The sequence below is a fragment of the Shewanella sp. c952 genome, from assembly GCF_019654975.1.
Classification (GTDB): domain Bacteria; phylum Pseudomonadota; class Gammaproteobacteria; order Enterobacterales; family Shewanellaceae; genus Shewanella.
Genome location: NZ_BPEW01000020.1, coordinates 58,670 through 84,079, shown reverse-complemented (window position 1 = coordinate 84,079; position 25,410 = coordinate 58,670). Strand labels below are relative to the sequence as shown.

The following is a 25,410-nucleotide window of genomic DNA, read 5'->3' as shown; positions in this document are numbered from 1 at the left end:
ATCTCATAGCGAAGCTTACAGCATTTTGAAACCCGCACTACGTGAGCCCCTCAGTCTTTCCACTTCTGCTTTGCATTGGCTTAAAAGGGAATAACCATTTCTTTACCAATGCGCTTTGAATTGAAAAGACTGAGGGGCTCTGAACTGGTCAAATACTTAATGCAATTGGTATATAGCCGCAAAGCGGCTTTATTAAGTGCTTCTTCAATTAACACTACTTGTCTTTCATCGATAACTCATCAACGATTCGATAAACCGTGTAGGTCGTCGAGTGAAAATTCTCAGACCAAGCTTTTAACGCTGCCCCCGCTTTAGCTTCATCCCCCATATGGGTCGCTAATGCCTCTGAAAATGATTTATCCGGTGGAGTCATCTCAGCATAATTCTTATAAGGGATGACAAGAGATAGCTCTCCTTCTCCACCAATAGCATTGCCCCATGACCATAAATAAGGCCACTTCATCGCTTTAGCGTTGTCGCTAAGCAACTTCTTTCCGTCAGCGATTGATTTAGCTTTGCCCATTTTCGCTTGATAGTTTGTCACTGCAAAATACTTGAAACCTTTACTATCTTTGGGCCAGTGGCTATTTTTCATATCAATACGACTGTAAAAGTGCTCGTAATGATTTATATACTGCGCCACATTGGCGTACCAATCATCGAGAATTTTGTTATCTGCTTGCCATTTCTGGTAGCCATCTACATCGTTCCATTTGGTACAACAGTAACGAATGATATACCTATCCATGCCCGTGCCAATCGCTGGCCGATAAACTTTCCACGCTCGCGGATCGCCCTTACTGGCTCGAAACTGAATATGTTTAACAAATGCTTTTTCAAATGCTGCTTGTTGGCCTTGATTAGGTACCATAACCCATACGTCAGCCAACGAATCAGGTTTATGGTGAGCTGCTAAAGCCACGTTGCTCAAGCCCATTGTCAGCAACCAACTGCCAACAATTATCTTTAATAGAATATTTTTCATTCCTATCATCCTTTCAGTGAGTGAGTCAGCATCGAGGTCGTTAAGTTAGATAAAGGGGAATTCTGAGTTCAAGAGATGCCAACATAATGTCGTTTAAAGCCTAGCAACTATTAGCAAACTTGCGAGCTAGCTAACAACTGTGGCTCCCATAAACCTTAGCTATTAGGCCATAGCCGTTAACGGCAGCAATAGAAAAGCTAATCTTAATGAGTGGGAGAGTGTTTTCAAAATGCATATAGTCGATATTCAAAAATAGAACAATAAACGGCTCACTTGAGTAGATAATGAAAATTAGGCGGTTAGCAAATCAGTTTGTTAAGGTTAATCGTAAAAGTTTAAAATATTTACTTTAAAGTTAAACCGTTCTATATCTATAATTAACGGCTGACAGCGTATGCCAGCAGTGCCCTTGCTAATTTAACGATGACTTTATTAGCGTTAAAAATAATTCCAATATTGATGATTTCCCTAGCGACTTATGATGTTTAAAGCACAGCACTCTATGCTCAAAAACTTTAAACCAATTAAAAATAATAATGGACGGAACCTGTGCTAAAAAAAGTAATATCTATGACTAGCTCAACCCAGATGTTAGTGGCCATGTTTGTTGGTTTTGCCGTCGGTCTATTCTTTGGTGAATCAGTGGGCTGGATGGGCACCATAGGTACTAGTGTCATTCTACTGATGCAGATGACTGTTCTGCCTTATATCGTCGTATCTCTAGTAGGTGGTATCGGTAAGCTACAAAAAAATACCGCTAAGCTTATTTTTAGCCGAGCGGGTATCATCATGCTACTACTTTGGGGAGTAGGCTTACTGACCGTAGCACTGATGCCACTCTCTTTCCCCGTGGTTGAGTCTGCGTCTTTCTTTAGCACGAGTAGCATCGAACCCGTGACACCGATCGACTACTTTAAACTCTATATTCCCTCAAATCCTTTCGAGTCTATGGCGGATGGTTACGTTCCCGCGATGGTTGTTTTTAGTATCGCCATGGGGCTCGCACTTATTGGCATGCAGGGAGAAAACAAACAGCAAATTTTAACCTTTATGCATACCTGCTCCGAGATTTTCTCCCGCATCACTCGTGGCTTAGTGAAAATTCTGCCCGTGGGTATTTTTGCAATGTCCGCTTCTGCTGCTGGGACTATGGGGGTCGACGAGTTTGCCAGTATGCAGGTATATTTGATCAGCTACTTTGTACTGTGTTTATTGCTTACATTTTGGATTTTACCTTGGATTGTTGCCTCCTTAACACCTATCACTTTCGCCCAAGCACTGCGGATCTCAAAAGCGAGCTTAGTCACAGCATTTGCTACCGGTAACATTTTCATTGTAATTCCCGTTATCGTGGAAGAGTGTAAGCAAGTCATGCGAGAGCATGAAAACTTAAGTGAAGATGGTGCGACCTTAATAGAAATTTTAGTGCCTATTGCCTTTACCTTCCCCAATATCGGCAAGTTAACTGTGATTCTGTTTGTATTGTTTGCAGGCTGGTTTAATGGCACCCCGGTGGATATTAGCAGTATTCCATCACTTTCTATCAGTGGACTGTTGTCTCTATTTGGCAGTGTGTATGTCGCCATCCCCTTTATGCTCGATTTAGTTCACTTACCGTCAGACCTGTTCCAGCTATTTGTTATGTCTGGCTTTATTACAGGCAAATTTAACTCCATTGCTGCAGTGATGAATCTATTTGTACTAACTCTACTCACCGCGGCACTATTTGAAAAAAACCTAATAATACGTCCTCCACAGCTAATAAAAATGGGGCTTGGCATTGGTATCAGCTTAGTGCTTACACTTGTCGTATGCCGCGTCGGGATGGGACTATTTATTCATAGCCCAGAAACCACCAGTGGTGTGATTGCCAATATGCAAGTGGCTGATAAGGTTCCAACTAAGGTCAGCAAACAATTTCCCATTATTGGCACAACCCCGAACACGCCCATAGCAGGAATAAAACAGATCCGTAGTCGAGGTATATTAAGAGTCGGCTACATACCGAGTAATGTTCCCTTTAGCTACTACAACAATTCAGGCCGTTTGGTTGGTTTTGATACCGCGATGGCAACCAAATTAGCTGAAGATCTCGATGTAAAAGTTGAATTTATTCCGTTTAGAAAAAACAAACTCGCTCAGGCATTAGACGCAGGATTCTTTGATATTGCCATGTCTGGTTTAGCGATGGATATCGAGCAAATGGATGCACTGAGTTATGCCGACCCAGTGCTAGAGTTAAACCTTGCGCTCGCGACCAAAGACCATCTAGTCAACACCTTTAAGAGCAACGACAAAATCCTCGAAATGGGCCCCGTTACCATTGCCTATGTGGAACATAGTGACGCGATTGAAGATGCAAGTTTGCTAGCCCCGAATGTAAAATTCGTCAAAATTGATGGTTATAAAGACTTTTTTAGGCAGAAAAAAAATAAGTATGATGCGGTGGTTATTAGCGCCCAGGCAGGTTCTGCTTGGACATTATTCTTCCCCGGTTATGGTATTGCGCTGCTAGAGGGGGAATCTCGTTACCCAGTGGCTTACGCAGTGGCGCAATCAAACCAATCCTTACTCAATTATGTCAACAATTGGCAAAGGCTGCGTAAAGTCGATGGCCATCAAGATCAAATCTATAACTATTGGATGCTCGGGCAAGGCGCCGTCGAAAAACAGCCGCGCTGGTCGATTATCCGTGATGTATTGCATTGGGTGGAGTAGGTAAAAGATAACCAGCATTATTAATGGCAATGATGCTGGTTTATCGTTTCACCAAGATAATTCATTGACGCCGTCCTGGCTAAACGAGATCCGCAGCCATAAAATTAGCGACCTCTTTAGCGGTTAGAAAACGCCAATCACCAACCGCTAGATCTAGTTGCAAGTCACCAATTGTCTCTCGGTGTAAACCATTGACGCGATTACCAACAGCGGCAAACATCCGTTTGACTTGGTGGTAACGCCCTTCAGTAATAGTCAGCAGCACCTCTCGCTCGTTAATCACCTTAAGTGTTGCCGCAGCGGTCAGCTTTGCTTCATTTTGTAATTGAATGCCAGCGCTAAACTTTTCAGCAACATCAGTAGCAATGGGATCGCGTAACATAACTCGGTAGGTTTTAGGACATTGCTTATCAGGCCTGATTATCTCGAATGACCAACGACCATCATCTGTTAGCAACACCAGCCCTGAGGTGTCAGCATCTAAGCGCCCTACGATATGCAGATCTTCAGCGCGTTCAATATCAATACAATGGAATAAACTCGGGTAGTCACCATCGACATTTGAGCTCAAAGTGTTGAGTGGCTTGTGCAGCATGATGTAACGTGATGGTCTTGCTACAAGTCGCTCACCTTGCCAAACAATACTATTATTCTCATGCACCTGAAATCGAGCTTCGGTGACAATACAACCATTTACACTGACCTCGCCAAGTTCAATACACAAAGTGGCTGCAGCACGGTTAAGGTCAGTGCTTTTACATAGAAACTTATCAAGACGCATAAAAGATGAGACTCATCATTCGTTAAACAGCATTGGCTTAGCAACCATCAGTAAAGTAAGTAACAGTGTATCGCGTAGCTGAATTCCCCCCCGTGCCACCAGGTTCGCTGTACCGCAGATAACAAGCTTCATCATTGCTAGGCAAAGATTCTCCTTGCACTAGATTATATCCTATCTGTACTCGACTAGAGTTACTTGCGCTATTACAGCCATTACCAAAGCAAACCACAATAGAGTCGTCAATATCAACCATATCAAGGATCCCCAAACCTTTCTCAGTCCACGCTTCAGGGTAACCATATTTCAGCTCAAAGATTCCAGCGGGGATCTCAACGAAAGGAGGATTATTCGCCGAACTCCGAGCTTGCTCCGCTGCACCCTCGATTTGAGCCTTTAAGTAAGTTTCATCTGCACCAAACTTAATCGCTGCACCAATACCATCCAAAGCGCTGATCTTTGCATCACGGGAGAGGTTAATAAATTTTGGTGCAGCAACAACAGCTAGAATGCCCAGTATAATGATAACCACAACCAGCTAAATCAACGTAAATCCCTTTTGTTTACTCATATTTTTTCCATTCTGAAAGTTGTTAAATTTAGCTATTTGGGTGACAGCCTGCCACTATTTTAACTGGTAGTTAAACACAATACAGCAAAGGGTTTATAGCGGTATGTTAGCTGATAGCATTCTAAAGTGCTGCACCTTCTGAGGTTATAGACCATTAGGTTATTGGTTATCTATCGCTGTGCCTATTAAGCAATTACGATTTCAGGCATAATAGCGCTCGAAAAAATAGATAATAAAACTCCCTAATACTTTGTCGTAAACGCTTAGGAACCCTACATGACGCAGCTAACTATAATTACACCTGACGATTGGCATCTTCATTTCCGTGATGGAGATATGTTGCAAGAGACCGTACCTGCAACAGCAAGATTATTTAATCGCGCTATCGTAATGCCAAACCTTTTACCTCCGGTAACAGATGCGAAACTTGCAAGTGCATACCGTGAGCGTATTTTAGCTGCTCGCCCTGCAGGTTCTACTTTCGAACCTTTAATGACGATTTTTCTAACCAACAACACGACAGAGCAAGACATCATTGATGCTAAAGCTGCTGGTGTTGTTGCCGCTAAGCTTTATCCAGCGGGTGCAACGACTAACTCAGATGCTGCAGTAAAAGCACTTGATGCGCTATTTCCTATTTTTGAAGCTATGGAAAAGCATGGCTTACTGCTGCTAGTTCACGGTGAAGTGACCGAGTCGCACATCGATATTTTTGATCGTGAAGCCCTCTTTATCGAGCGATACCTTGCGCGTATTGTAAATGCATTCCCAGGGCTAAAAGTGGTGTTTGAACATATCACCACTAAAGATGCTGCAGACTTTGTGATGTCAGCGGCTGATAATGTTGCAGCAACCATTACCCCACAACACTTATTGCTAAACCGAAATGACCTGCTTGTTGGCGGTGTGCGCCCGCACAATTTCTGCTTACCAGTACTTAAGCGCAGCACTCATCAAGAAGCACTGCGTGCAGCTGTAGCAACAGGCTCTAGTAAGTTCTTCTTAGGAACTGATTCTGCACCGCACGAAAAACACCGTAAAGAATCAGCCTGTGGCTGCGCGGGTTGCTACAGTGCATGGAGCGCATTAGAACTATACGCTCAGGTATTTGATGATCTAGGCGCGCTGGACAAAATTGAAGGTTTTGCCAGTACTCATGGCCCAGATTTCTATGGTTTGCCGCGCAATACTGGCAGCGTCACCCTAGTAAAAGAAACTTGGACGATACCGTCTGAGATCATTTTGCCAAATGGCAACCCAATAGTGCCATTCTTCGCTGGAGAAGAGGTTAGCTGGAAAGTAAAAACAGTCTAATTTATAAAGCGTTAAAATTAGAAGCCCGCTGATAGCGGGCTTTTTTATGTTAAGTCAAAAGTCCTACTTACCAGCGTAGCTATTGAAACTTACTCACCCAAAGAGAAGTTAATACTATTGACCTACAGCTTGCCCCCTTGGTATCGGTTTTAATCCGATATTGCAAACAGCTTTTAGTTTGCCTCATTAACTTACGTTAGCATTAGGAGCAAGGTATGGAGAAGGGAATCGCAATTATAGGGTTAGGCTTATCGGCGTTTACATTCAGTGCATCTGCCGCCATCAGCCCCACAATGGAAACAAGTCTTATCGCAGTCTGCAAAGCGGCAACCAAAGATAACGTGATTCAGTTTAATCGCACGCTGAAACAACACCGCATAAACAAAGATCTGATTTTTCCAAAGCTGGTCTGCAATGGACAGTCATTTCATGATTTTGCCTTGACTCATGGTGCTAACAAAGTGGCAAAAAAAATTGCTAACTACACCACTGACGTAGAGCTAAATCAAGCGATAGCAATGAATAAGCTCGACGACAATTACTATTCGGTTACCTTCTAAATCTGCTTGGCTAAAGGCTGGAATAGCCTTTAGCATCCCCTCACTCCTTTGCCAACGCCTTGCCTAAAGGTTCAAAATACTCAATTAAAGCAGTAAAGATTTTCTGTCGATGCTCAATGCTCGGGTAACCACCAGCATCGAAAAGTGATGATTTAAGTGTTTCATCCACCAAGTATGGATTGCTAATATCGTCGTAGGATTCGATACAGGATTCAAATGCCCGTGCCATTAACTCGGTTGGTTTAGAAAAGTACTGCGTACCATATTGCTTATCTAATGCTATTGCCCGGCTAACATATTGATGACTATCCTCGCCATTCTCGCTCAATAAACTCACAGCAAAGACTCGCTCTAATCGTTGATTGAGAGGATGCACTCTGGGTTTAACATCAGCAATCCAGCTATGGCTGGCAAAAGATATCCCCTTGGGGGCGGTATGAAATGACTTAGCGGCGATATAGTGATCAAATGCATGCCAAAACTCGTGCGCAAGTGCTCCTGCCCCTGCATTCTTGGCCAAAGCAAGCTCGCGTCTATCCGGTGCATAATGTGCCTGCACACCTTTTTGGCCGCCGCTACCGAACGCTAAATTTAACGTTTCACGCAAACCCAGTGCTTTTGGCGGAAGTTTTAAGATAAAAGCCAAGTCTGCCAAAGAGTCAAAAATAAGGTTTGCCGCCTTATCACGCTCATCATTTTCAACCCACTTACCCAAACGTATATGCCCAAGGCCAAATACCTGTTTGATATCAACAAAGCTCACCTGTTCATCGAAACGGTAATCGGGGCCAACACGGCGGTAGCTGCGGTTTTTTAACACGATTAATTCTACTCTTCTAACGGCTGTACTTAGGTCTCCCCCCATTATAAAGCAATATGATGATATATCTGCCTGTGTTCTGCACTAGCTAACGGTTTAGCTTAAACGGTATAATCAGTGCATGAGTTTCAACAAAAAATAGGCCTTAACATGGCAAAGACAGCTGCCGCACTACATATATTGGTCAAGCATAAAGAGCTTGCAGAAGATATTATTAAGCAATTAAACAAGGGCGCTAAGTTTGACGTGCTAGCAAAGAAGCATTCGAGCTGTCCGTCGGGTAAAAAAGGCGGTAATTTAGGCGAGTTTAAGCGAGGTCAGATGGTGCCGCAATTTGATAAAGTCTGCTTTAGCGGCGAGCTGATCACTCCGCACCTAGTCAAAACCAAATTCGGCTGGCATGTGATTAAAGTGCTTTACAGAACATAAATCAGCCAACCAAGTTACTGGCAATGATTACGTTACCAAGGTACTTTACAGAACATAGCCGTTGAGTGCTTGCGCGGACCGAGTAAGGTGACTTTCTAGTATCTGAACATTATCTTTGGATCAAGCACTGCAAACTAACAGCTTGTGCCAAATATGTCAGTTATGCCGAGAATCAGGAAAATGCACGAAACATAAAAAACGCCCAGCTCCGTAAAAGAAGCTGGGCGTTTTATGTAAAAACGTTAACCTATCGAATGGCTGACACCAGATAATCAATGACTGCACTATCTGCGGACTGGCAATGCTTAAGTGCAAACAACGGCAGTGGTTTTTCAAGCATATTTCGATCTACCATCTCACTGACAATTGGCAAGTCTAATATCCCCGCTTTACCCACCAATAAATTATCAAGCGATGTAATCTTGCTTAGATTAACAATGTCCCTAAAGCCTTTTAGGTAGAGAAAATCTTTAGTAAAACCACCGCCCCGATAAACACGCGTCGTTAACGTAAATGCTTGCTCGGTTGTTTGCGCATATTGCCGCATTAATGTTTGGAATGTCATCGAGAAATCGCGCTGTTCCAACATTAAATTAACTGCAACCACTCGCAGCGCCAGAACTTTAAGCCTATTGAGGGTTAAATTCCCCGAGCAGTACTCACTGTAAATTGCCACACCTTCTTGGGTATGAGTATTACCCACCAAACCTAAAGACAACACTCGCAGCGGTTGACGTCTAGCATTCATGGTCGTCAACATGTGCACACCTAATTCATGGTAGGCAAATGCGATCAGCTCTTTCGCTGAGAACATGGCATCTTTGTTAATTAACAAACTGCCCTTCTCATTGTCCACCATCGCTTTGGCGACAATGCGCGAAGACTTTTCGACTTTACACTTAAGTCCCCATTCATCGGCCTGCGTTTGAAACGATTTAACCGCATGGTCAGCATCATAGATGGCGACGTCGTCATCACCCACTATCGCGGGAGCGCGCAGTAAGAATTCAGCATTGGCAATATCATCTTTATCTGGCTGACCGTAATATTTCAGCGAGTTATACACAAAGTCGTCAGTGCCAATCGAACAAAGCAGATCAATTTTGGTTGCTAAGTTATCAATCACATGACGATAAAGCTGTTGAATATCGGCATCCATGACATTTTCGACCGGTAGCTTGTATAGCTGCTCACGAAATTGATATGGATTGATATTCAGCTGCCTATAGTTAAATTCAGGTGCCACAGCGCCTTTTTTTGCTAAAAACTTCTTACGTTCACTGGCGATATTAATCGGGTTAATGTATTTCAGTGTGGCGACATTATTAGCCAACTTAAATAAGCTTTTATCAAGTGACAAAATCTCTGGCGACAGTGTCGATGATAATAGGTCAACATTACGCACCGATTTACGTTGACCAAAGCGGCGCATAAAGTACGCCGCAGTTTCTGATATCGCCTGTTTAACCCCAGCCTTTAACTCCTCTAATACCAACGGATATAGCTCACCTGTGGTTTCATCCATAAACACTTTCTTGACTTCAACCGGCAACACTAACGTATTGTCAAAATGGGCGTTAACGTGAGCGATTAAATAGCCACGCCCTTGAAACACCTCATCGGTCGCAGCGCGCACCACTAGGTTAGGCAGCTCTATTTGATTAAGCTGCTTTTCAAAGTGATGACAAGTCGCTCCCCAACGCTCAATATCAATCTGGCTAGTGCCAATATTGAATGTCGGTGTGTCTGCCTCAATTCGTTGATGGTTATAAGAGTGCATATCAAACACAATACTGTTTTTAAACTGCTGCTCTAACTTGGCTATTAGCGCCGCCAACACATTGTAAAAAGACTGATGCTTTGCATGACTTTCACTGCGTTGTTTTGGCGTTAATGGTTTCTGCCAGACCTGCTTATTCCAGGCTGTTTTGAAATAGGTCGATAACGCTTTAGGGCGGTTCAAGTCATACTCAAAACGTGAGTCGTTGCCTACCAGTACAATAGGAAAAGACGACAGTAATTCATCGGTATAAGGGTCTTCTTCATAGAATCGCTCTGGCTTGGTCAGCAAAAAGCTTTTATTCAAATCATCTCGCAGGCGATGGCCATTGTGAATTGCCGTGCAAACGACTGGCGAATACTCATCAATCTTAACAATGTATGATCCGCTGTTAACCTCAGCGTGAAAACACTCACCTTTGTTGATTAATGCTATGCACTCTTTTTCAGTTAATGTGAGCATCATCAATCGCCTTTCTAAACGCTGTTTTTCTGATGTTTAACGCCTCTTTGGCATTAACAACACTTTCAACAAAATCAATAACCTTCTTCTGCAGCTTAACGTTATTCAACTTGTTGATGCGCATGATCCCGCCAGGGCTTTGCACGTTAACCTCAATCAACTTCTCATTGATGACATCAATCCCTACAAAGAACAAACCGTCACGTACCAACTTAGGGCCAATATGCTTGCAAAGTGCTTTTTCATTTTTGGTCAAAGTATGTTTAACCACACTGCCACCAGCATGAATATTCGAACGCACTTCTCCAGATGCAGGAATACGTTTCATAGCACCAATAGGCTCACCGTTTAACATCAAAATGCGCACATCGCCCTGCTCAGCGCCCTCTACGTATTCTTGTAAAATAACGTAGTTACCGCCCTTGCCGCTGTTGATGTAAAACTCTAGCAGTGAATGAAAACTCTTCTGAGCCGCCTTTTCCACCATAATAACGCCTTGACCACCAAAGCCATCAAGCGGCTTCATGATCATCTTGTCGGTCTTAGATTCTCGTAGCACTTCCTCTAGATACTCTGGTGTCTTAGACACGTGAGTCACCGGAATGAACTTATTGTCAGGATCGTCAAAAGACGCGGTATACAGCTTATTGTTAGCTATTCGCAAACCATCAATATCATTCATGATAAATACGTCATCACGCACTGAATCAAGAAAATTTAGTGCGATAGTATCCAGTGGCGGATTAGCACGCATAATAATGCTGTCAAAGCCCGCTAACGGTAAACGCAGGGTTTTAAACTGCGCTTTTTTATAAAATGAAACGATATTGCTAGATACCGGCTGCTCTTTGCTAAATACGCGACAAAATGCACTCGCTTCCGTGTCACGCATGGTTAGATTACTGGTAGTCGCTAGCGCCACGGTATGGCCGCGCGCAACGCACTCATGGATCAATCGAATGGTAGTATCGGTTTCTGGCTCGATGTTTTCCCATGGGTACATCAAAAATAAAATTTTCAAATGGATCTCTTAATAAAACGGAATGCTCTAAAGATCTTGGGCCAGGGCAGGCTTGGGGAGGTGTAGAGTACTCAAAATAAACAACACAATAACTCAGGTAAAATCACCAGAATCAGACTATGGCATCTATCTATCAATACAAGTTGAACTAGATAAGGCGGCGTAATTTACACCAATTTTTAAGATTGTAAAATAAAATTTTACTGCTGAACGATGATATTTATTAAGACATTGAAAAAATTAAAATTTACTTTACAGCAAACATAGACAACCTGCTCTCCATGTATATATAACATACTAAAAATCAGAAAAAGCGCAGCCTAGCACTGCGCTCTTGAGCGACCTATGAGCCATTAAACATAGCGTAAACTATGAGCCTTCCAATACGCTTGTAGAGGTAACATTGTCCACTTGAAGCGGTTTAAATACATTCAATTTCTTGACGACCCATAATCCAAGACAGATAAACAGTAGTAAGCCTGCTTCGACACCGAACACCGATTGAAATCCAGATTGCCAAAGTCGCAATAGTTGTGAGCCGAATAACGCCCAATCAGCGACAAGTGTGGCGCCAAGAGTAACAACGGCAGCGAGGATCATCTGTGCCAGAAAACGCTTTTTGTCGTCGACAATATACGCAAGCACTATGGCAAGTAATAAACTGCCTACAAAGCCGTAAACCAGCCAATCTCCGCGCTGCGACATACTTGCAGGTAGTACGCGTTCAATAAAGAAAGCCACCGCAGTTGCCAGCACTAAGCCACCACAGCCCCCTAAAGTCAGTCCTCGTATAATACTCATGCTCCGCTGCGAAACATTTTGCTGCAAGGCACGTTTATCCAGCCACAACATATTACCAATGACTATCATTGCACAGATAGCGAGTGACAAAATGAAATAGATCACCCGCACATCAACGCCAGCAAAATCACCAAAGTGTAAGGTTGCTATAATCTCCCTGCCTTTGCGGAACACATTGTAGTTACTGATATCGGTCTTATTGAGTAACTCGCCTGTTTTAACGCGATAAAAGAACTCATCTTTTTGTGAGAAATGGGTTAGATCATTCCCCCTCAACTGAATAATGGCCGCTTCATCGCCATAGTTATAGAAGATCACATTTCTTAAATGAAAATTATCCTGTTGCCCCACCTGTTTGATGATCTGATATGCGTTGCTCATGTCGATTGTCTTTTCGATTTGAGGCTCATCAAACAAAGTAAATCCTGCATCTTTAAACAAGGTGTCCTGATCGCCTTGATAGATAAATAGCACAAAGGCGATTTGATAAATAATCGCTAGATTAAACACTAAACCACTGATGGCATACATCAAAGTAAATGGCAGCGTCATCACTCCTACCACATTATGCAGATCTAACAATCTATCGCGTCGGTTCTTATCATGTCTGTATAAAAAGAAGTGTTTAAACAACTTTTTTGCATGAATAAATACCCCTGAAACCAAAGCAAAAAAGAAGAACAAACTGATAATACCAATTAGATAGTCGCCCCCCGGCAAGTTAAGGTTGTAATGTAATTGATAGAGGAAATCACCTAAAAAGAAGTCTTCTTTATCAGCCACACTTTTCCCAGTTTTAGGGTCGACCAGCAAAGAAACAACGTCACCGTGCTCATCTTCTTTGCCCTCTTCACGAACTAAATCCAAATACACTTTATAGTATGGATCATGCTCCGAAGGCATTTGTACCATCAAGTGTTCTTTATAATCGAAATCATGCTCAGCTAACTTGCTTTCGACCAGTTGCTGCAAAGGTAGGTCTTGTTGCTCTACTGCAACAGGAAACTGAGGTAATACTGCCCACTGCTTCACTTCTTCATAGAAAAGTGTCATCGCGCCAGCCCAAAATATAAGGAACAGTAACGGTGAAATAATGACACCAATCCAGCTATGGGATTCAGTTAGGTTTTTAATCAACTTATTTTGAGGTTTTTTCATTGTTTGAATATTCATAGCGGAGTATACGACCAGAAAAGAACAGCATTAACGACCAGTGATAAAATCAGCAACTTACCACAAGCAAAGGCAACATCTTTACCCTTGTTAAAGCTGTAGCAATAAACCATAACTGCGACCCAAATAATGAATCCAGATAACAGACCAAGCAGCAGTTTTATATCAATAGCCAAAGGCACAAGTAGATAAAGACTCAACATAATACTCACTGAGAGTAATAAACCACCTAAAAAAGCGATAATAGACTTAGGCCACATCTTTAATTCACTCCGAGTAAAAATATTCCTGAAAAGACACTAACTCCAAGGGAGAAAACCAATACACTGCGATAATTAGCATATGCGGAAATAACCACTAACGTCAGCCACATCGCCATAACCAGCAACATGGTGATTAACATAGCAACAATAAAGCCGTACTGACTTGTAAAGAGACTCGTTGCTAACACCACCGCAATAACAAACCCACTCCAAGCAAAAGTCTTCGATATGGAATGGCTTATAAGCTGCTGTTTATTAGATGATAAATAACTAAAGTAGCAGGAAAACCAAAGTAATAAAGTACCCACAATAACCATAAACACAACCCAAATTAAATACAAATGATAACGATTTGTATTTATTATCGTAAATACGTTAAAGAAATTCAAGAAGATTGTGATAGCATCCTGCGCCATAACAAATAGCAATCATTATCAGTTGGACGATATACAATGCGATCATCTAAGTTAAACCCTATCACCAACGCAATTCGCTTCGGGCTGATCATTCCAGCCTCTTTGACCTGCCTATCGGTCATCGCCAAAGACAGCATCGATACAACAAACATCGAACGGATCATGGTTACAGGTCAGAAAATTGCTCGAACAGTGCAAGAAACCACGACCAGTGTTGCCGTGCTAACAGAGAAGCAGATGGAACAGGAAAATATTAATGATTTTCGTGAAGTGCTAATAAATACTGCTAACACCCATACCACACAAAATCGCAGCTTTAGCATTCGTGGTATTGATGGTTTTAACGTTTCTGGTGGTGGCAACAGCTTCTTAGCCAGTGTTTATGTTGATGGTGCACCTCTACCAGAGCGCATGATTTATGGTGGCGCTTTTTCCACTTGGGATGCTAAACAGGTCGAAGTGCTACGAGGACCGCAATCAACTCTTCAAGGTCGAAATGCGCTAGCGGGTGCAATTATCATGACCACCCAAACTCCAACGGACGAGTGGCAAGGAAAGTACCAACTGACTGCTGGTGAAAATGGTCAAAAAGAGCTAGGTGTAGCTATTGGTGGCGGCCTTATTGAAGATGAATTAGCATTTCGTTTTAGTGGTGAACAGAAAGAGATCGACGGTTACAATGAAAATTTAGTCCGTAACGAGAACTCAGATTTTAATGAAGATGAAACATACCGATTAAAATTTTTATATCAGCCTAGCGCCCTCCCAGAGTTCTCAGCCCAATTAGGCTACACCTATGCAAGTGCCACATACGGTAATACTGCGGTTGAAATTGCTGAAGGTGAAAACCCATTTGAGAACCGTAAAACAGTTAACAATGATGCAAGGCAAGAGACGACAGATGCCGACATATTGGTATTAGCGCTTAATTATGATCTCAGTGATATATGGAGCCTAGGCGCTTATACTACTTGGTCTGCAGTCGATACCCGATTCATTTGGGATTCAGATTTCCTCGCAATTACAGGCAGCGAATACCCTGAAGATAGCGGTAGTGTTTCCAACTATAACAACAAGACTGACTCTCTTAGCCAAGAACTTAGACTGACCTTCGAATATGACACATTAAGTGGTGTTATTGGTGCGTATTACTTCAAGACTGACGTTTATGATCACACCAATGGCTTGAATAACTTAAAATTAAACCGCTTAGGACTAACAAGTAGTGTGTTACAAGCCCAGTATGGCTTAAGTGAACCTATCGCTGACCTTGTTGTGGCACAATATGCTGAATTTGACCCAGCCCATACAAGTTCATTGTCATCGACTGAGCAAACCGTTGCGAGCTATGCATTGTTTGCTGATGGTGTTTGGAATGTCACCGATGAATGGGATATTTTTGCAGGCATTCGATTCGACCATGAAAGCCAAGAGACTAAAAGCGATGCGCAATACGTTATCTTGAATCAAGACAAAATGCCAAATCCAACAAATTACCTTGGCACCCCATATGAAGCATTATCACCGCTTATCGCAGGCATCAATAAGATGTTTACAGATTTGGCCGCAAATGCCTCACAAACAACGCCACCAATAAATACTGACTTTAATACCATTTTACCAAAACTCGGTGTGAGCTATAACTGGAGCGAAGATTTTATCACTAGTATCTCTTTCCAAAAAGGTTACCGTTCTGGTGGTGTGGGAGTTAATAGTGCGCGTGCAACCGTGTTTGAATACGATCCGGAATTTACCTACAACTATGAGTTCTCGCTGCGTTCAACTTGGTTGGACGGCGATCTCGTCGCAAATGCAAACGTGTTCTATGTTGATTGGCGAGATCAGCAGGTCACTGTGCAGTTGTCTCCTAACCGCTACGACACCGAAACGGTCAACGCAGGTCGTTCAAACGTGAAGGGCTTCGAACTTGACCTCAATTACCAGCTTAGCAGCGAACTTTCAATTTATGCCTCTGTAGGCCAAGCAAAAACGGAGTTTACCGACTTCATTATTAGTATTCCAACCGATACAACACCTATCGTGAACGATCTATCAGGCAGACAATTTACCGCTCCAGAGTGGAGCGGTAATATTGGCGCGACCTACGCTGCAGACAGCGGGATATTTGCCAATATAAATGCCAACTACGCGAGTGGTTCGCCGAATAAGGTGAACCCTTACCGAGAAGGATTAGTTGAAGGCGATGCCGAGTTTGATTTACAAAATGACAGTCGTACGCTAGTCAATATGCAGATTGGTTATGAATGGCAGAACCTTGGTGTATATCTGCAAGGTAAGAACTTATTCGAAGAAGAATATATCACGAGTAACTTCACCCGCACCCCGAGCTTAGGCGCTCCGAGACAGTTAGCTCTGACAGTACGTGGAGAGTTCAGCCTTTAATAACGTAAAATAGTAAGCTTGAGTTGAGTAAATCACAAGCAGGCCGTTTAGCTAGATACTGGCTAAACGGCATGCGTGTATGAAAGTATATAAACCACTATTTGCAGACGCACTTAGCGGATTGGGCGCAAGGGGCCGCTGCAGCAACGCTGCACATACCACTTGTGCTACCGGTACCAACACACCACGCATTACAATCAAATGTATCAGGGTGCCCGGTGTCATTAGTATGGGCATGAAGTACATCTTTGCCTGGGTTAGATTCCACTAGCAAGCCATCTGGTAAGCAAGCTTCACCAAACATTCTACCGTTTGCGACTCCCTTTTCATCAGTACCAATATGGCAACCCGCAACACCAGGTGCTACGCCGTCACTGTCTTTCCACCAAGTTTTCTTTCCTTCCATCCAGTCACTGGGTTTAAAGGCAAATACTCCTTTAGCACCTGGCATATCCTTCGCGCCACTCGATGGCGCTGTATCATGACTATCGCCAGCTATAACGTTGACAGAAAACACCATACACAACAGCAATACAACTGTTTTTAGATAACTCATACAAATCCCTTTAGTCCTTTTAGCTCATGCGAAATTGCATATTCACGGCCAGATCAAATAGGACAACTCCCCAAACAGCAGACCTTTTCGCAGTATAAAATACTGCAGTAAAAGCTAGCAGTGGCATGCTGTATTATCAAGTTAGAATCATTCAAGCAGCTAAGTCTATTACCTGCCTGTGCTGTGTAATCAAAAGGTGCTTTCGCTGCAGCTTTGCGTATCTTTACAAACAGCAGTCACTCGTTGACCTCTAATTATCTATAGTTACAAATGTTAATTATTGGTTAATTTAAGAGTGAATTCTATGAGATTGCATGACTCAATAACGCCCCACATCGCTTTAGCAGCATTAACTATCTCTCTCGTAGCTTGTGGAGGAGGTGGAGACAGCACTGACACCACAATTGCAGATCTCGCGCCCATCAGTGAAGCGCCCACAAACACAGCACCCATATTGACCTTGGCAGCCTCTAGCCTAGAGATCGAAAGTTTAAGTACTAGCAGCATAGAATTGATAACGAGCGATGCAGATGGTGATTCACTCTCCCTAAGCCTCAGCAGTCCATCTTTCATCAGCGCCGAAATACAGGGCAGCCAACTGCTTATCAATGCTAACGATGTACAAACACAACAACAAGAAAGCCTTATAGTTAGTCTATCGGATGGGCAGGTTAGCGTTGAACAAACCCTGTTAGTCACCATCAGCCCTATTACCCAACAAAGCCTGCTAACACTTCCAGAATCACAGTTTAACTACGCCAATATTGTGTTGCCCCAGCATTACAACGTTAATGCGTTCGCAAATAATTTTCCGTTTCAATCTGCTGCAATCACATCTGATAATACGCCGGACAATAATCCCATCACGGATCATGGAGCCACCTTAGGCAGAGTACTTTTTTACGAAACAAAGTTGAGCTTAAATGATTCAGTATCTTGTGCGTCATGCCATGTACAAGCTGAAGGCTTTTCCGACTCTCGTCGTTTAAGTGTCGGTTTTGATGGAGGAGAAACGCGTCGCCACTCGATGTCGTTAGCCAATACAAGGTTTTATCAAACAGGAAAATTTTTCTGGGACGAGCGAGCAGAAACATTGGAGCAGCAAGTATTGATGCCGATTCAAGACAACGTAGAAATGGGCTTAACCTTAACTCAACTGGTCGATGTCATAACTGCTCAACCATACTATGCAGCATTATTTAGCAGTGCCTTTGGCGATGAAACGGTCACGAGTGAACGAATAAGCTTTGCTTTGGCACAGTTTATTCGATCCATGGTCAGCATTGATGCTAGATATGACCAAGGTCGAGTGACGGTCAATAACCCGCTTGATGACTTTGACAATTACAGTCTCGATGAGAATGCTGGTAAACGATTATTTATGACGCCAAGGAATGGCATTGCTCCCTGCTCTAGCTGTCACAGCAGTGAGGCATTTATTGGACCTGTTATTGCCGAAGATTCGAATGCGACCACCAGTGCCAGTAACAATGGATTAGATGCAAGCTCTGATGCCGATCTTGGCGTGTTTGAATCAACAGGGAATATGGGGCACAGGGGGAAATTTAAATCTCCATCTCTGAGAAATATTGAGGTTACCGCTCCCTATATGCACGACGGGCGATTCGATACCCTATCGCAAGTGATAGAACATTACAGCAGTGGCATTGCTGCTCACCCTACACTACAAGGCTCACTAAGGGATAGTGAAGGTAACCCCGTTCGCTATAATTTCAGTGCTATAGAGCAAGCACAACTGCTGGCATTTTTAGCCACCTTAACCGATGAAAGCTTGCTAACTGATGAGAAATTTAGCAACCCCTTTATTCGTTAATCATCTTCATGAAACGCATAATAAAAAGCCTGCGTTTGCAGGCTTTTTATTATGCCGAAAACGCGCTAATCAATATTGATATCAGTATCTTTATGATCATACATATCCGGCGTAGTGTGCAGGTTGCCCGCAAATCCCGCTTTTTCCAACTGCTGGCGCACCTCTTTAACTTGTGCGGCAGTCACCGGCTCTTCACGGCCCCCCAAATATAAGCGTACAAAGCTAATGAGTTTTGCTAACTCGCTATCGGTAAGCACATTCTGAAAGCTGGTCATCGGCATAAAGTTTCGCTCTTCATCCAGATAGGTCGGCGCTAAACCACGGATCGTCACGGCGATGGTATTGAAAGGATCGCTGTGCATAATAATGCCATTATTAAGCAGAGTTGGTGCAATAGGATCGCGACCTTTACCATCTTCTCCGTGACAAGCCCCACAGGTATCAGCATACATGGCAAAAGCTTCAAATTGATCAGCTGAATATGACTCGGCGACAAAGCCTGTGGGTGATAACTGCTTTTGCCCCTCAGGAATGGTGTTATGAACATCACCGACCAATAAGTAGCGTGATATTGTTTCGATATCATCACGAGTCATCAAGCTGGTACTATTTTTCACCACATCAGCCATACCGGCAAACGCTGAACCTTTATCAGAGTGCCCTGTGTGTAAAAAGTCTGTCAGCGACTCTAAATCCCACTTGTCTTCATGCAGTTCTTGGGCAGAAATATTAGGGGCATTCCAGCCATCAATAATATTGCCTTGGAATATTTTTTCGGGGATTAAAGCCTGCGCCAAATTTCGCGGGGTATGGCATTCAGAACAATGACCTAATCCCATCACCCAATACTTACCCTGCTGCCATTGCTTAAGTTCATGATCATTAAGCTCTACATGCTCAGGCGCGGCATAAGACAGAGGTTCGGTATCCATGAACACTAGATTCCAACCTAATAATCCTTGGCGGACATTGGACGGAAACATCATCTCATTGGCATCGTTTTGTCTTGGCACCGCTGTTATCGACTGTAGGTAACTCCATAAGTCTTGAGTGTCTTGCTCGGTTAAATACTGATAAGAAGTGTAAGGCATTGCGGGATAGAGATAACCATGCTTGCCTTTTCCATCAAATAACGCAGCTTTAAACTCTGCATAGTCATTATCACCAATACCTTCACTGAAGTGCGGGGTAATATTGGTTGAATAGATAGTGCCAAAAGGCGTTTTAAATGGCAATCCACCAGCAAAGCGCTCACCACTTTCTGAGCTATGGCAAGCAACACAATCACCCGCATTGGCGAGATACTCTCCTCTGGCAACTGAGTCAGCATCGAGCGCTGCAAGTTTGGCGTCATAACGCTGCCTTTGCTCGGTAATATAAGCGCCAATAGCCAAAACCTCATTGCGGCTTAACTGTTCATCAAAAGCTGGCATCAGGTTATTCAGACCAAATTCAATAGTATGTTTTATCTCCTCAATACTGCCACCATGTAACCAAATGTCATCTGATAATACTGGCGCACCTATTTCAATATTGGCAACCGTACCGTCGCCATGACAACTGGAACAATATTGCACAAATATCTCTTTACCCAGATCGATCTTCACTTGTGGAGCATTTAAGTTTCGACGCTGTAGGGAGCCGATGTAGTAAGACATTTTAAGAATTTGATCTTCCGACAAGATATCTTTCCAGCCAGGCATTGCGCCGTGACGGCCATGTTCAATAGAGTGGATAATATCTTTTTCGGTTCCGCCATAAAGCCATTCATTATCTGTAAGGTTGGGGAAATGCTTTTGCCCTTGAGCATTGGCACGATGACATGCCGCGCAATGATTTTGAAACAATAACTCGCCGCTTTTGGTAACTTGCGGGTTAGCGGCTAATGACCCTAGACTGAGATCGCTTAAAGGTGCTATTTGCATATCTAAGTCAGTCGTCGGGGAGCTTAGCGCATCGTCAATCTGCTTCCAGCCCATTAAACCCGACCAGTTTCCAAGACCTGGATATAAGACTAAGAATCCTGCAGAAATAATAAATGCTATTAAGTAAGACAGGTAGAAAATACGCGGTGGAGGTGCATCGTTTTCATCAATACCGTCAAAGCTCTCAATGGTTTTGTCTTTATCGGCAGTATGCTCAGTTCGCCAGTATTTAATGACCACCAATGCCATAAATGCGAGAAAGATAAAGATGAATACAATCACCCAGGTGTTCCAGAAAACAGTCATATCAACGCTCCTGATCGCTGGCAGTGTCATTCCCTAAGCTTTGTAAGTAGTGAATCAAAGCTTCTCCTTTTGTCACCCCTTTCACAGCAAGACGCGAACGCTCTATTTCGTTCTCAGTGTAAGGCACACCTAACCCCTGTAGGACGCGCATCTTATTTTCAATATCGTCCCCTGATAATACTTGTCTGAATAACCACGGATAACTGGGCATCAAGGAGGTAGGTACTACCTGTCTTGGGTTAATGAGGTGTAATCTCTGCCATTGCGCTGAATATTTCCGCCCCAAATTAGTCAAATCAGGACCGGTTCTTTTCGACCCCCAAAGGTTAGGGAATTCATAAATATCATCCCCCTCCTTATTCGCTCGACCATCACGTTTAATTTCAGGCTCAATGCCTCGCACCATCTGTGTATGACAAACATGACAACCTTCGCTGATATAAACATCTCTGCCCGCGACTTCTATAGCCGTAAGCGGTTTGGCTAACGACGTCGCTCTAATTTCATCGGTGCGAACAAGGTTAGGTACCACCAGCACCAATATAGAAAAACTGGCAACCACGATAGTTGAAATAATCAGGATAACAACCGAGTGCGTAAAGTCTTTACTTAGCATCAGCAACTCCCTCCTGCTCTAGCGAAACGGTTTTGTAGAGATTAAATGCCATCAGTAGCAGACCCGTTACAAAACATGCACCGCCAAAGAATCGAACAAATAACCAAGGAGCTTTAAAGTCCATTGCTTCAACAAAGCTGTAGACAAGCGCGCCATTTTCTTGCTGTGCTAACCACATGTAACCTTCACCAATCCCTGCAACCCAAAGCGCAATGGCATAAAGCGCCACCCCCACATGGGCTAACCAGAAATGCCATTTGAGCATTCGATTTGACCAGAGCTGAGTCTTACCCCACAAGCGCGGAATAAAGTAATAGAAAGTTGCAATACCGGACATACCAACCCAACCAAGCGCTGCCGAATGTACATGACCAATAATCCATTCAGTGTTATGTGCCACCATGTTAAACCAGCGGATCGCCAGTAACGGCCCTTCAAATGTCGCCAAACAGTAATAGAGAATAGCCGACATGAAGAACCACATAATGTAATCAGTTTTAAGCTTTTGCTTGTTTTGCAATAAGGTCATGGCGCTGTTAAATGCTCCCGCCCAGGAGGGAAGCCACAGGATGAGTGACATCACAATACCGATGTTCTGCACCCATACAGGCACTGATGAGTAGAGTAGATGATGGGTTCCGGCCCAAGTATAAAAACCGACTAATCCCCAGAAATGGATAACGGATAACCGGTATGAGTAGATCGGACGTTCTGAGATTTTAGGAATGAAATAGTAGTTCATGCCGATGATGCCAGCGGTAAGCAGAAAACCAACCGCGTTGTGTCCCCACCACCACTGAACAATGGCATCTTGTGCACCGGCAAATACCGAATAGGATTTCATGAATGATGCAGGCATTGCCAAATTATTAAGGACAAAAATCAACGCCACAACAATAATAAAGGCACCAAAGAACCAGTTTGCGACGAAGATATGATTTACTTTTCTTTTTGCTATCGTGCCGAAAAACAGTACCGCGTATAGCACCCATACCAGCACAATCAGTAAATCAATAGGCCACTCTAACTCTGCATATTCTTTACTCGAGGTGTACCCCATCGGCAAGGTGACCAGCGCCAGAAACAATACTAACTGCCAGCCCCAGAAAACCATCCAGGACAAGCTTTGATTAAACAGTTTGGTTTGACCGGTTCGTTGCACTATGTAAAGTGAAGTTCCCATCAACATATTGACCACAAACCCGTAGATCACCCCGGAGGTGTGCAGCGGTCTTAAACGGCCGAACTGGATATATTCAGAATCAAAATTGAGCACTGGCCAGTACAGCTGAGCCGCCAGAACTACGCCAATAAACATTCCAGCGATGGACCAAGCCACCGCAGCCACAATAAAGTAACGGACAACCTTTACGTCATAAAGCTCCATGCCCGGTGACATATGTGACATATGTGACATATACTATTCCCCTTCCTTTTGCGTACCGAGCACTGAAAAATAGTAAGCTATATCCTTGATATCTTGCTCAGATAACGCATCGGCTTGCTGCTGCATTAGAATCGCCAGGCCGCTGGTACGCTGCCGCGATTTATAATCTTTGAGAGAGGAGATCAAATAACCCACTTTCTGCCCACGTAAATTTGGGTAAGGATCAAGAGTCGATATGCCATCTTCACCGTGACATGTCATACAAACTTTGGCTTTTTGCTTACCTATTTCAAACGACGGTTCGTAGTTAGCCTTACCGTTGAAGGCTAAAAAAGAAAGCACGATTAGCAGGGTTATTCGATTCATTAGTTGTCTCTTATTTTCTTATGCACCCTATTGAAACTAGTATGGATTGCTCAATTTGCCAGCTATAACATTTAAATAATTTTACGTTGCCATAGTAAGATTGGTTCACTATCTAAAGTAATTTGGCAGGCAATCTATCGGTTCTTGCCATTTTTAAGTGCTTAAAAGGAAACAAGCGCTCTTCGTTCAAAAAGCTGATTTTTGAGATCAACATCAAAAATTTATGCCGATAGGTATGAGATATTGAAAGTAAGTTACAATATGTATCTAGAGAGATAGAGATGGATTTTATTAGGCATGTACCTGCATTATTTTACCTTGTCGCAGGGATTGGCGCTGTTGAAGTGCTGGTGATTGGTTTAGGTCTAGTCATAAAAAAGTGTAAATCGAGTTAATAAAGCCATTGCAGCAACACAAAAAAGCCTACTCAAGTAGGCTTTTTTAATATTAAATCGACAATGACTCAGGTTATACGCCCAACTTATCACGCATGGTGTAGTACCAGGCGCCGATGGCACTAAATGGCACTTGGAACATATGTCCACCAGGGAACGGGTAATGCGGCAAGCCTGCAAAAGCATCGAATCGTGTTGCTTGACCATTAATCGCTTCAGCTAGAATTTTCCCCGCTAAATGCGTATAGGTTACACCGTGACCACTACAACCCTGTGAATAATAGATATTACTACCAATACGCCCGACTTGAGGCAGACGAGACAAGGTCAGCAAAAAATTGCCGGTCCAAGTGTAATCAATCTTCACATCTTTAAGTTGAGGAAACGTTTTCAACATCTTAGGGGTAATGATTGATTTGATATCTGCAGGGTCACGTGCGCCGTAAACCACACCGCCACCATAAATAAGACGGTTATCACCAGACAACCGAAAATAATCCAGTAAATAATTACAATCTTCGACGCAGTAATTCTGTGGCAGTAAGCTTTTAGCTAACTCCGCACTAAGCGGCTCAGTGGTAATAACTTGAGTGCCACATGGCATCGCTTTAGCTTGCAACTTAGGGATCAAACCGCCAAGGTATGCATTACCTGCCACCACCACAAATTTCGATTTTACGCTGCCATTTTCAGTATGAACGACAGGGTTTTCCCCCTCGTCGACTTTAATTACCGCAGAGTTTTCATAGATTTTACCGCCAAGTGACTCCACCGCAGCAGCTTCGCCTAAGGCTAAATTCAGTGGGTGAATATGACCACCGCTTTTATCGAGTAATCCGCCAACATAAGCTTCAGTATCAACCACTTTACGGATATCATTTTTATCAAGTAATTCTAAATGATTCATGTGGCCGTGCTTTTCCCACAGCGCCTTTTGTGACTGCAAGTGTGCCATCTGTTTATCATTCAGCGCAGCAAATACCCCGCCATCTTGTAAGTCACATTGAATGTTGTACTTATTGATCCGCTCTTTAATGATACGAGCGCCTTCAAAGGCCATTTCACCGAACAATTGGCCAGCCTCTTTGCCAACAGTCTTTTCAATAGAATCGATATCCCGGCTAAAGCTATTTACAATCTGACCACCATTTCGACCCGATGCGCCCCACCCAATGCGCGCAGCTTCTAATACCGTCACGCTATAGCCCATCTCTAATAGATGCAGTGCAGTCGATAAACCGGTGTAACCAGCGCCAATAATACAGATATCAGTATCGATGTTATCTTGCAGTTGAGCACGCTCTGTTTTGTCATTAGCCGATGCCGCGTAGTATGAATCTGCATGTGGTGTACTGGTCATGGTTTCCGCCTGTCTTTGGTTATTTATTATTGACATAACTTCTGTCCTTCTCGCTTTCTAAACGAATTTTACGATCACTATCGGTGAGCTATATGCAGCTCTAAATCTTCAACAATTAATAATGTCTTGTCGCAGGCCATGCAGAACTATGCGCCACATGACCGGCCTCTT

The 25,410-nt window shown here is 43.2% G+C and carries 20 protein-coding genes and 1 pseudogene; 6 read left to right on the top strand and 15 right to left on the bottom strand.

What is annotated here, in order from left to right; translation table 11 throughout:
• Positions 1-214: 214 nt before the first annotated feature.
• Positions 215-985, bottom strand: a complete 771-nt coding sequence (locus tag K5R16_RS14050; RefSeq protein WP_220738185.1) for a hypothetical protein — start codon at positions 983-985, stop codon at positions 215-217.
• A 570-nt stretch (positions 986-1,555) separates the two neighbouring features.
• Here K5R16_RS14050 and K5R16_RS14045 point away from each other — a divergent pair.
• Complete coding sequence (locus tag K5R16_RS14045) at positions 1,556-3,703, top strand: cation:dicarboxylate symporter family transporter (protein ID WP_259649884.1); 2,148 nt, start codon at positions 1,556-1,558, stop codon at positions 3,701-3,703.
• 79 nt (positions 3,704-3,782) lie between these two features.
• On the opposite strand, the gene K5R16_RS14040 is transcribed toward K5R16_RS14045, so the two are convergent.
• The gene (locus K5R16_RS14040; protein ID WP_220738183.1) at positions 3,783-4,484 is read right to left on the bottom strand and encodes a pseudouridine synthase; all 702 of its coding nucleotides are present in this window, start codon (positions 4,482-4,484) and stop codon (positions 3,783-3,785) included.
• Between the two features lie 37 nt (positions 4,485-4,521).
• The gene (locus K5R16_RS22625; protein WP_308440826.1) at positions 4,522-5,013 is read right to left on the bottom strand and encodes a type II secretion system protein; all 492 of its coding nucleotides are present in this window, start codon (positions 5,011-5,013) and stop codon (positions 4,522-4,524) included.
• A gap of 315 nt (positions 5,014-5,328) precedes the next feature.
• Between K5R16_RS22625 and pyrC the strand changes: the two genes are divergently transcribed.
• Entirely contained in the window at positions 5,329-6,366 is a 1,038-nt protein-coding gene (gene pyrC / locus K5R16_RS14030) for a dihydroorotase (protein WP_220738182.1), read from the top strand.
• Between the two features lie 215 nt (positions 6,367-6,581).
• Positions 6,582-6,926: a DUF3718 domain-containing protein gene (locus tag K5R16_RS14025; protein ID WP_220738181.1), complete on the top strand. Its 345-nt coding sequence runs from the start codon at positions 6,582-6,584 to the stop codon at positions 6,924-6,926.
• 40 nt (positions 6,927-6,966) lie between these two features.
• On the opposite strand, the gene K5R16_RS14020 is transcribed toward K5R16_RS14025, so the two are convergent.
• Complete coding sequence (locus K5R16_RS14020; protein WP_220738180.1) at positions 6,967-7,746, bottom strand: CLCA_X family protein; 780 nt, start codon at positions 7,744-7,746, stop codon at positions 6,967-6,969.
• A gap of 150 nt (positions 7,747-7,896) precedes the next feature.
• Between K5R16_RS14020 and ppiC the strand changes: the two genes are divergently transcribed.
• Positions 7,897-8,175: a peptidylprolyl isomerase PpiC gene (gene ppiC / locus K5R16_RS14015; RefSeq protein WP_220738179.1), complete on the top strand. Its 279-nt coding sequence runs from the start codon at positions 7,897-7,899 to the stop codon at positions 8,173-8,175.
• A gap of 334 nt (positions 8,176-8,509) precedes the next feature.
• On the opposite strand, the pseudogene K5R16_RS14010 reads toward ppiC, so the two are convergent.
• The 5 genes and pseudogenes from K5R16_RS14010 to K5R16_RS13990 all read right to left on the bottom strand — a co-directional run.
• Positions 8,510-10,417: pseudogene (locus K5R16_RS14010) on the bottom strand (flavohemoglobin expression-modulating QEGLA motif protein); the annotation flags it as partial.
• Entirely contained in the window at positions 10,401-11,438 is a 1,038-nt protein-coding gene (gene gshB / locus K5R16_RS14005; protein WP_220738178.1) for a glutathione synthase, read from the bottom strand. The gene gshB and the pseudogene K5R16_RS14010, both read right to left, overlap by 17 nt.
• 369 nt (positions 11,439-11,807) lie before the next feature.
• Positions 11,808-13,397 carry a PepSY domain-containing protein gene (locus tag K5R16_RS14000; protein ID WP_220738177.1) on the bottom strand — a complete coding sequence of 530 codons (1,590 nt, stop codon included), beginning with the start codon at positions 13,395-13,397 and terminating at the stop codon, positions 11,808-11,810.
• Between the two features lie 11 nt (positions 13,398-13,408).
• Positions 13,409-13,672, bottom strand: coding sequence for a hypothetical protein (locus tag K5R16_RS13995; protein ID WP_220738176.1), 264 nt, complete (start codon positions 13,670-13,672; stop codon positions 13,409-13,411).
• A gap of 2 nt (positions 13,673-13,674) precedes the next feature.
• Positions 13,675-13,992 carry a hypothetical protein gene (locus K5R16_RS13990; RefSeq protein WP_220738175.1) on the bottom strand — a complete coding sequence of 106 codons (318 nt, stop codon included), beginning with the start codon at positions 13,990-13,992 and terminating at the stop codon, positions 13,675-13,677.
• A gap of 135 nt (positions 13,993-14,127) precedes the next feature.
• On the opposite strand from K5R16_RS13990, the gene K5R16_RS13985 reads away from it, so the two are divergent.
• The gene (locus K5R16_RS13985; protein ID WP_220738174.1) at positions 14,128-16,494 is read left to right on the top strand and encodes a TonB-dependent receptor; all 2,367 of its coding nucleotides are present in this window, start codon (positions 14,128-14,130) and stop codon (positions 16,492-16,494) included.
• A gap of 97 nt (positions 16,495-16,591) precedes the next feature.
• Here the strand turns inward: K5R16_RS13985 and K5R16_RS13980 are convergent, their stop codons facing one another.
• Positions 16,592-17,014: a hypothetical protein gene (locus K5R16_RS13980; RefSeq protein WP_308440827.1), complete on the bottom strand. Its 423-nt coding sequence runs from the start codon at positions 17,012-17,014 to the stop codon at positions 16,592-16,594.
• A gap of 340 nt (positions 17,015-17,354) precedes the next feature.
• Here K5R16_RS13980 and K5R16_RS13975 point away from each other — a divergent pair, with 340 nt between their 5' ends.
• Positions 17,355-18,884 (top strand): cytochrome-c peroxidase, encoded by a 1,530-nt coding sequence (locus K5R16_RS13975; protein ID WP_220738172.1) that lies wholly within the window; start codon positions 17,355-17,357, stop codon positions 18,882-18,884.
• 65 nt (positions 18,885-18,949) lie between these two features.
• Here the strand turns inward: K5R16_RS13975 and K5R16_RS13970 are convergent, their stop codons facing one another.
• From K5R16_RS13970 to K5R16_RS13950, 5 genes are all read right to left on the bottom strand, one after another.
• Positions 18,950-21,115, bottom strand: coding sequence for a cytochrome c (locus tag K5R16_RS13970; RefSeq protein ID WP_220738171.1), 2,166 nt, complete (start codon positions 21,113-21,115; stop codon positions 18,950-18,952).
• Between the two features lies 1 nt (position 21,116).
• The gene (locus K5R16_RS13965) at positions 21,117-21,731 is read right to left on the bottom strand and encodes a cbb3-type cytochrome c oxidase subunit II (protein WP_220738170.1); all 615 of its coding nucleotides are present in this window, start codon (positions 21,729-21,731) and stop codon (positions 21,117-21,119) included.
• A complete protein-coding gene (gene ccoN, locus K5R16_RS13960; RefSeq protein WP_220738199.1) occupies positions 21,721-23,139 on the bottom strand; it encodes a cytochrome-c oxidase, cbb3-type subunit I in 1,419 nt (472 codons plus the stop codon). Before ccoN ends, K5R16_RS13965 begins: the two co-directional genes overlap by 11 nt.
• A gap of 12 nt (positions 23,140-23,151) precedes the next feature.
• Positions 23,152-23,484, bottom strand: coding sequence for a cytochrome c (locus tag K5R16_RS13955; RefSeq protein ID WP_220738169.1), 333 nt, complete (start codon positions 23,482-23,484; stop codon positions 23,152-23,154).
• 468 nt (positions 23,485-23,952) lie between these two features.
• Positions 23,953-25,239, bottom strand: a complete 1,287-nt coding sequence (locus K5R16_RS13950; RefSeq protein WP_220738198.1) for an FAD-binding oxidoreductase — start codon at positions 25,237-25,239, stop codon at positions 23,953-23,955.
• Positions 25,240-25,410 lie beyond the last annotated feature (171 nt).

Excerpts from the sequence above, each read along its gene's own strand:
- K5R16_RS14050 (WP_220738185.1), bottom strand. The coding sequence starts at position 985 with ATGAAAAATATTCTATTAAAGATAATTGTTGGCAGTTGGTTGCTGACA.
- K5R16_RS14045 (WP_259649884.1), top strand. The coding sequence starts at position 1,556 with ATGACTAGCTCAACCCAGATGTTAGTGGCCATGTTTGTTGGTTTTGCC.
- K5R16_RS14040 (WP_220738183.1), bottom strand. The coding sequence starts at position 4,484 with ATGCGTCTTGATAAGTTTCTATGTAAAAGCACTGACCTTAACCGTGCT.
- pyrC (WP_220738182.1), top strand. The coding sequence starts at position 5,329 with ATGACGCAGCTAACTATAATTACACCTGACGATTGGCATCTTCATTTC.
- K5R16_RS14025 (WP_220738181.1), top strand. The coding sequence starts at position 6,582 with ATGGAGAAGGGAATCGCAATTATAGGGTTAGGCTTATCGGCGTTTACA.
- ppiC (WP_220738179.1), top strand. The coding sequence starts at position 7,897 with ATGGCAAAGACAGCTGCCGCACTACATATATTGGTCAAGCATAAAGAG.
- K5R16_RS14000 (WP_220738177.1), bottom strand. The coding sequence starts at position 13,397 with ATGAAAAAACCTCAAAATAAGTTGATTAAAAACCTAACTGAATCCCAT.
- K5R16_RS13995 (WP_220738176.1), bottom strand. The coding sequence starts at position 13,672 with ATGTGGCCTAAGTCTATTATCGCTTTTTTAGGTGGTTTATTACTCTCA.
- K5R16_RS13990 (WP_220738175.1), bottom strand. The coding sequence starts at position 13,992 with ATGGTTATTGTGGGTACTTTATTACTTTGGTTTTCCTGCTACTTTAGT.
- K5R16_RS13985 (WP_220738174.1), top strand. The coding sequence starts at position 14,128 with ATGCGATCATCTAAGTTAAACCCTATCACCAACGCAATTCGCTTCGGG.
- K5R16_RS13980 (WP_308440827.1), bottom strand. The coding sequence starts at position 17,014 with ATGGTGTTTTCTGTCAACGTTATAGCTGGCGATAGTCATGATACAGCG.
- K5R16_RS13975 (WP_220738172.1), top strand. The coding sequence starts at position 17,355 with ATGAGATTGCATGACTCAATAACGCCCCACATCGCTTTAGCAGCATTA.
- K5R16_RS13970 (WP_220738171.1), bottom strand. The coding sequence starts at position 21,115 with ATGACTGTTTTCTGGAACACCTGGGTGATTGTATTCATCTTTATCTTT.
- K5R16_RS13965 (WP_220738170.1), bottom strand. The coding sequence starts at position 21,731 with ATGCTAAGTAAAGACTTTACGCACTCGGTTGTTATCCTGATTATTTCA.
- ccoN (WP_220738199.1), bottom strand. The coding sequence starts at position 23,139 with ATGTCACATATGTCACCGGGCATGGAGCTTTATGACGTAAAGGTTGTC.
- K5R16_RS13955 (WP_220738169.1), bottom strand. The coding sequence starts at position 23,484 with ATGAATCGAATAACCCTGCTAATCGTGCTTTCTTTTTTAGCCTTCAAC.
- K5R16_RS13950 (WP_220738198.1), bottom strand. The coding sequence starts at position 25,239 with ATGACCAGTACACCACATGCAGATTCATACTACGCGGCATCGGCTAAT.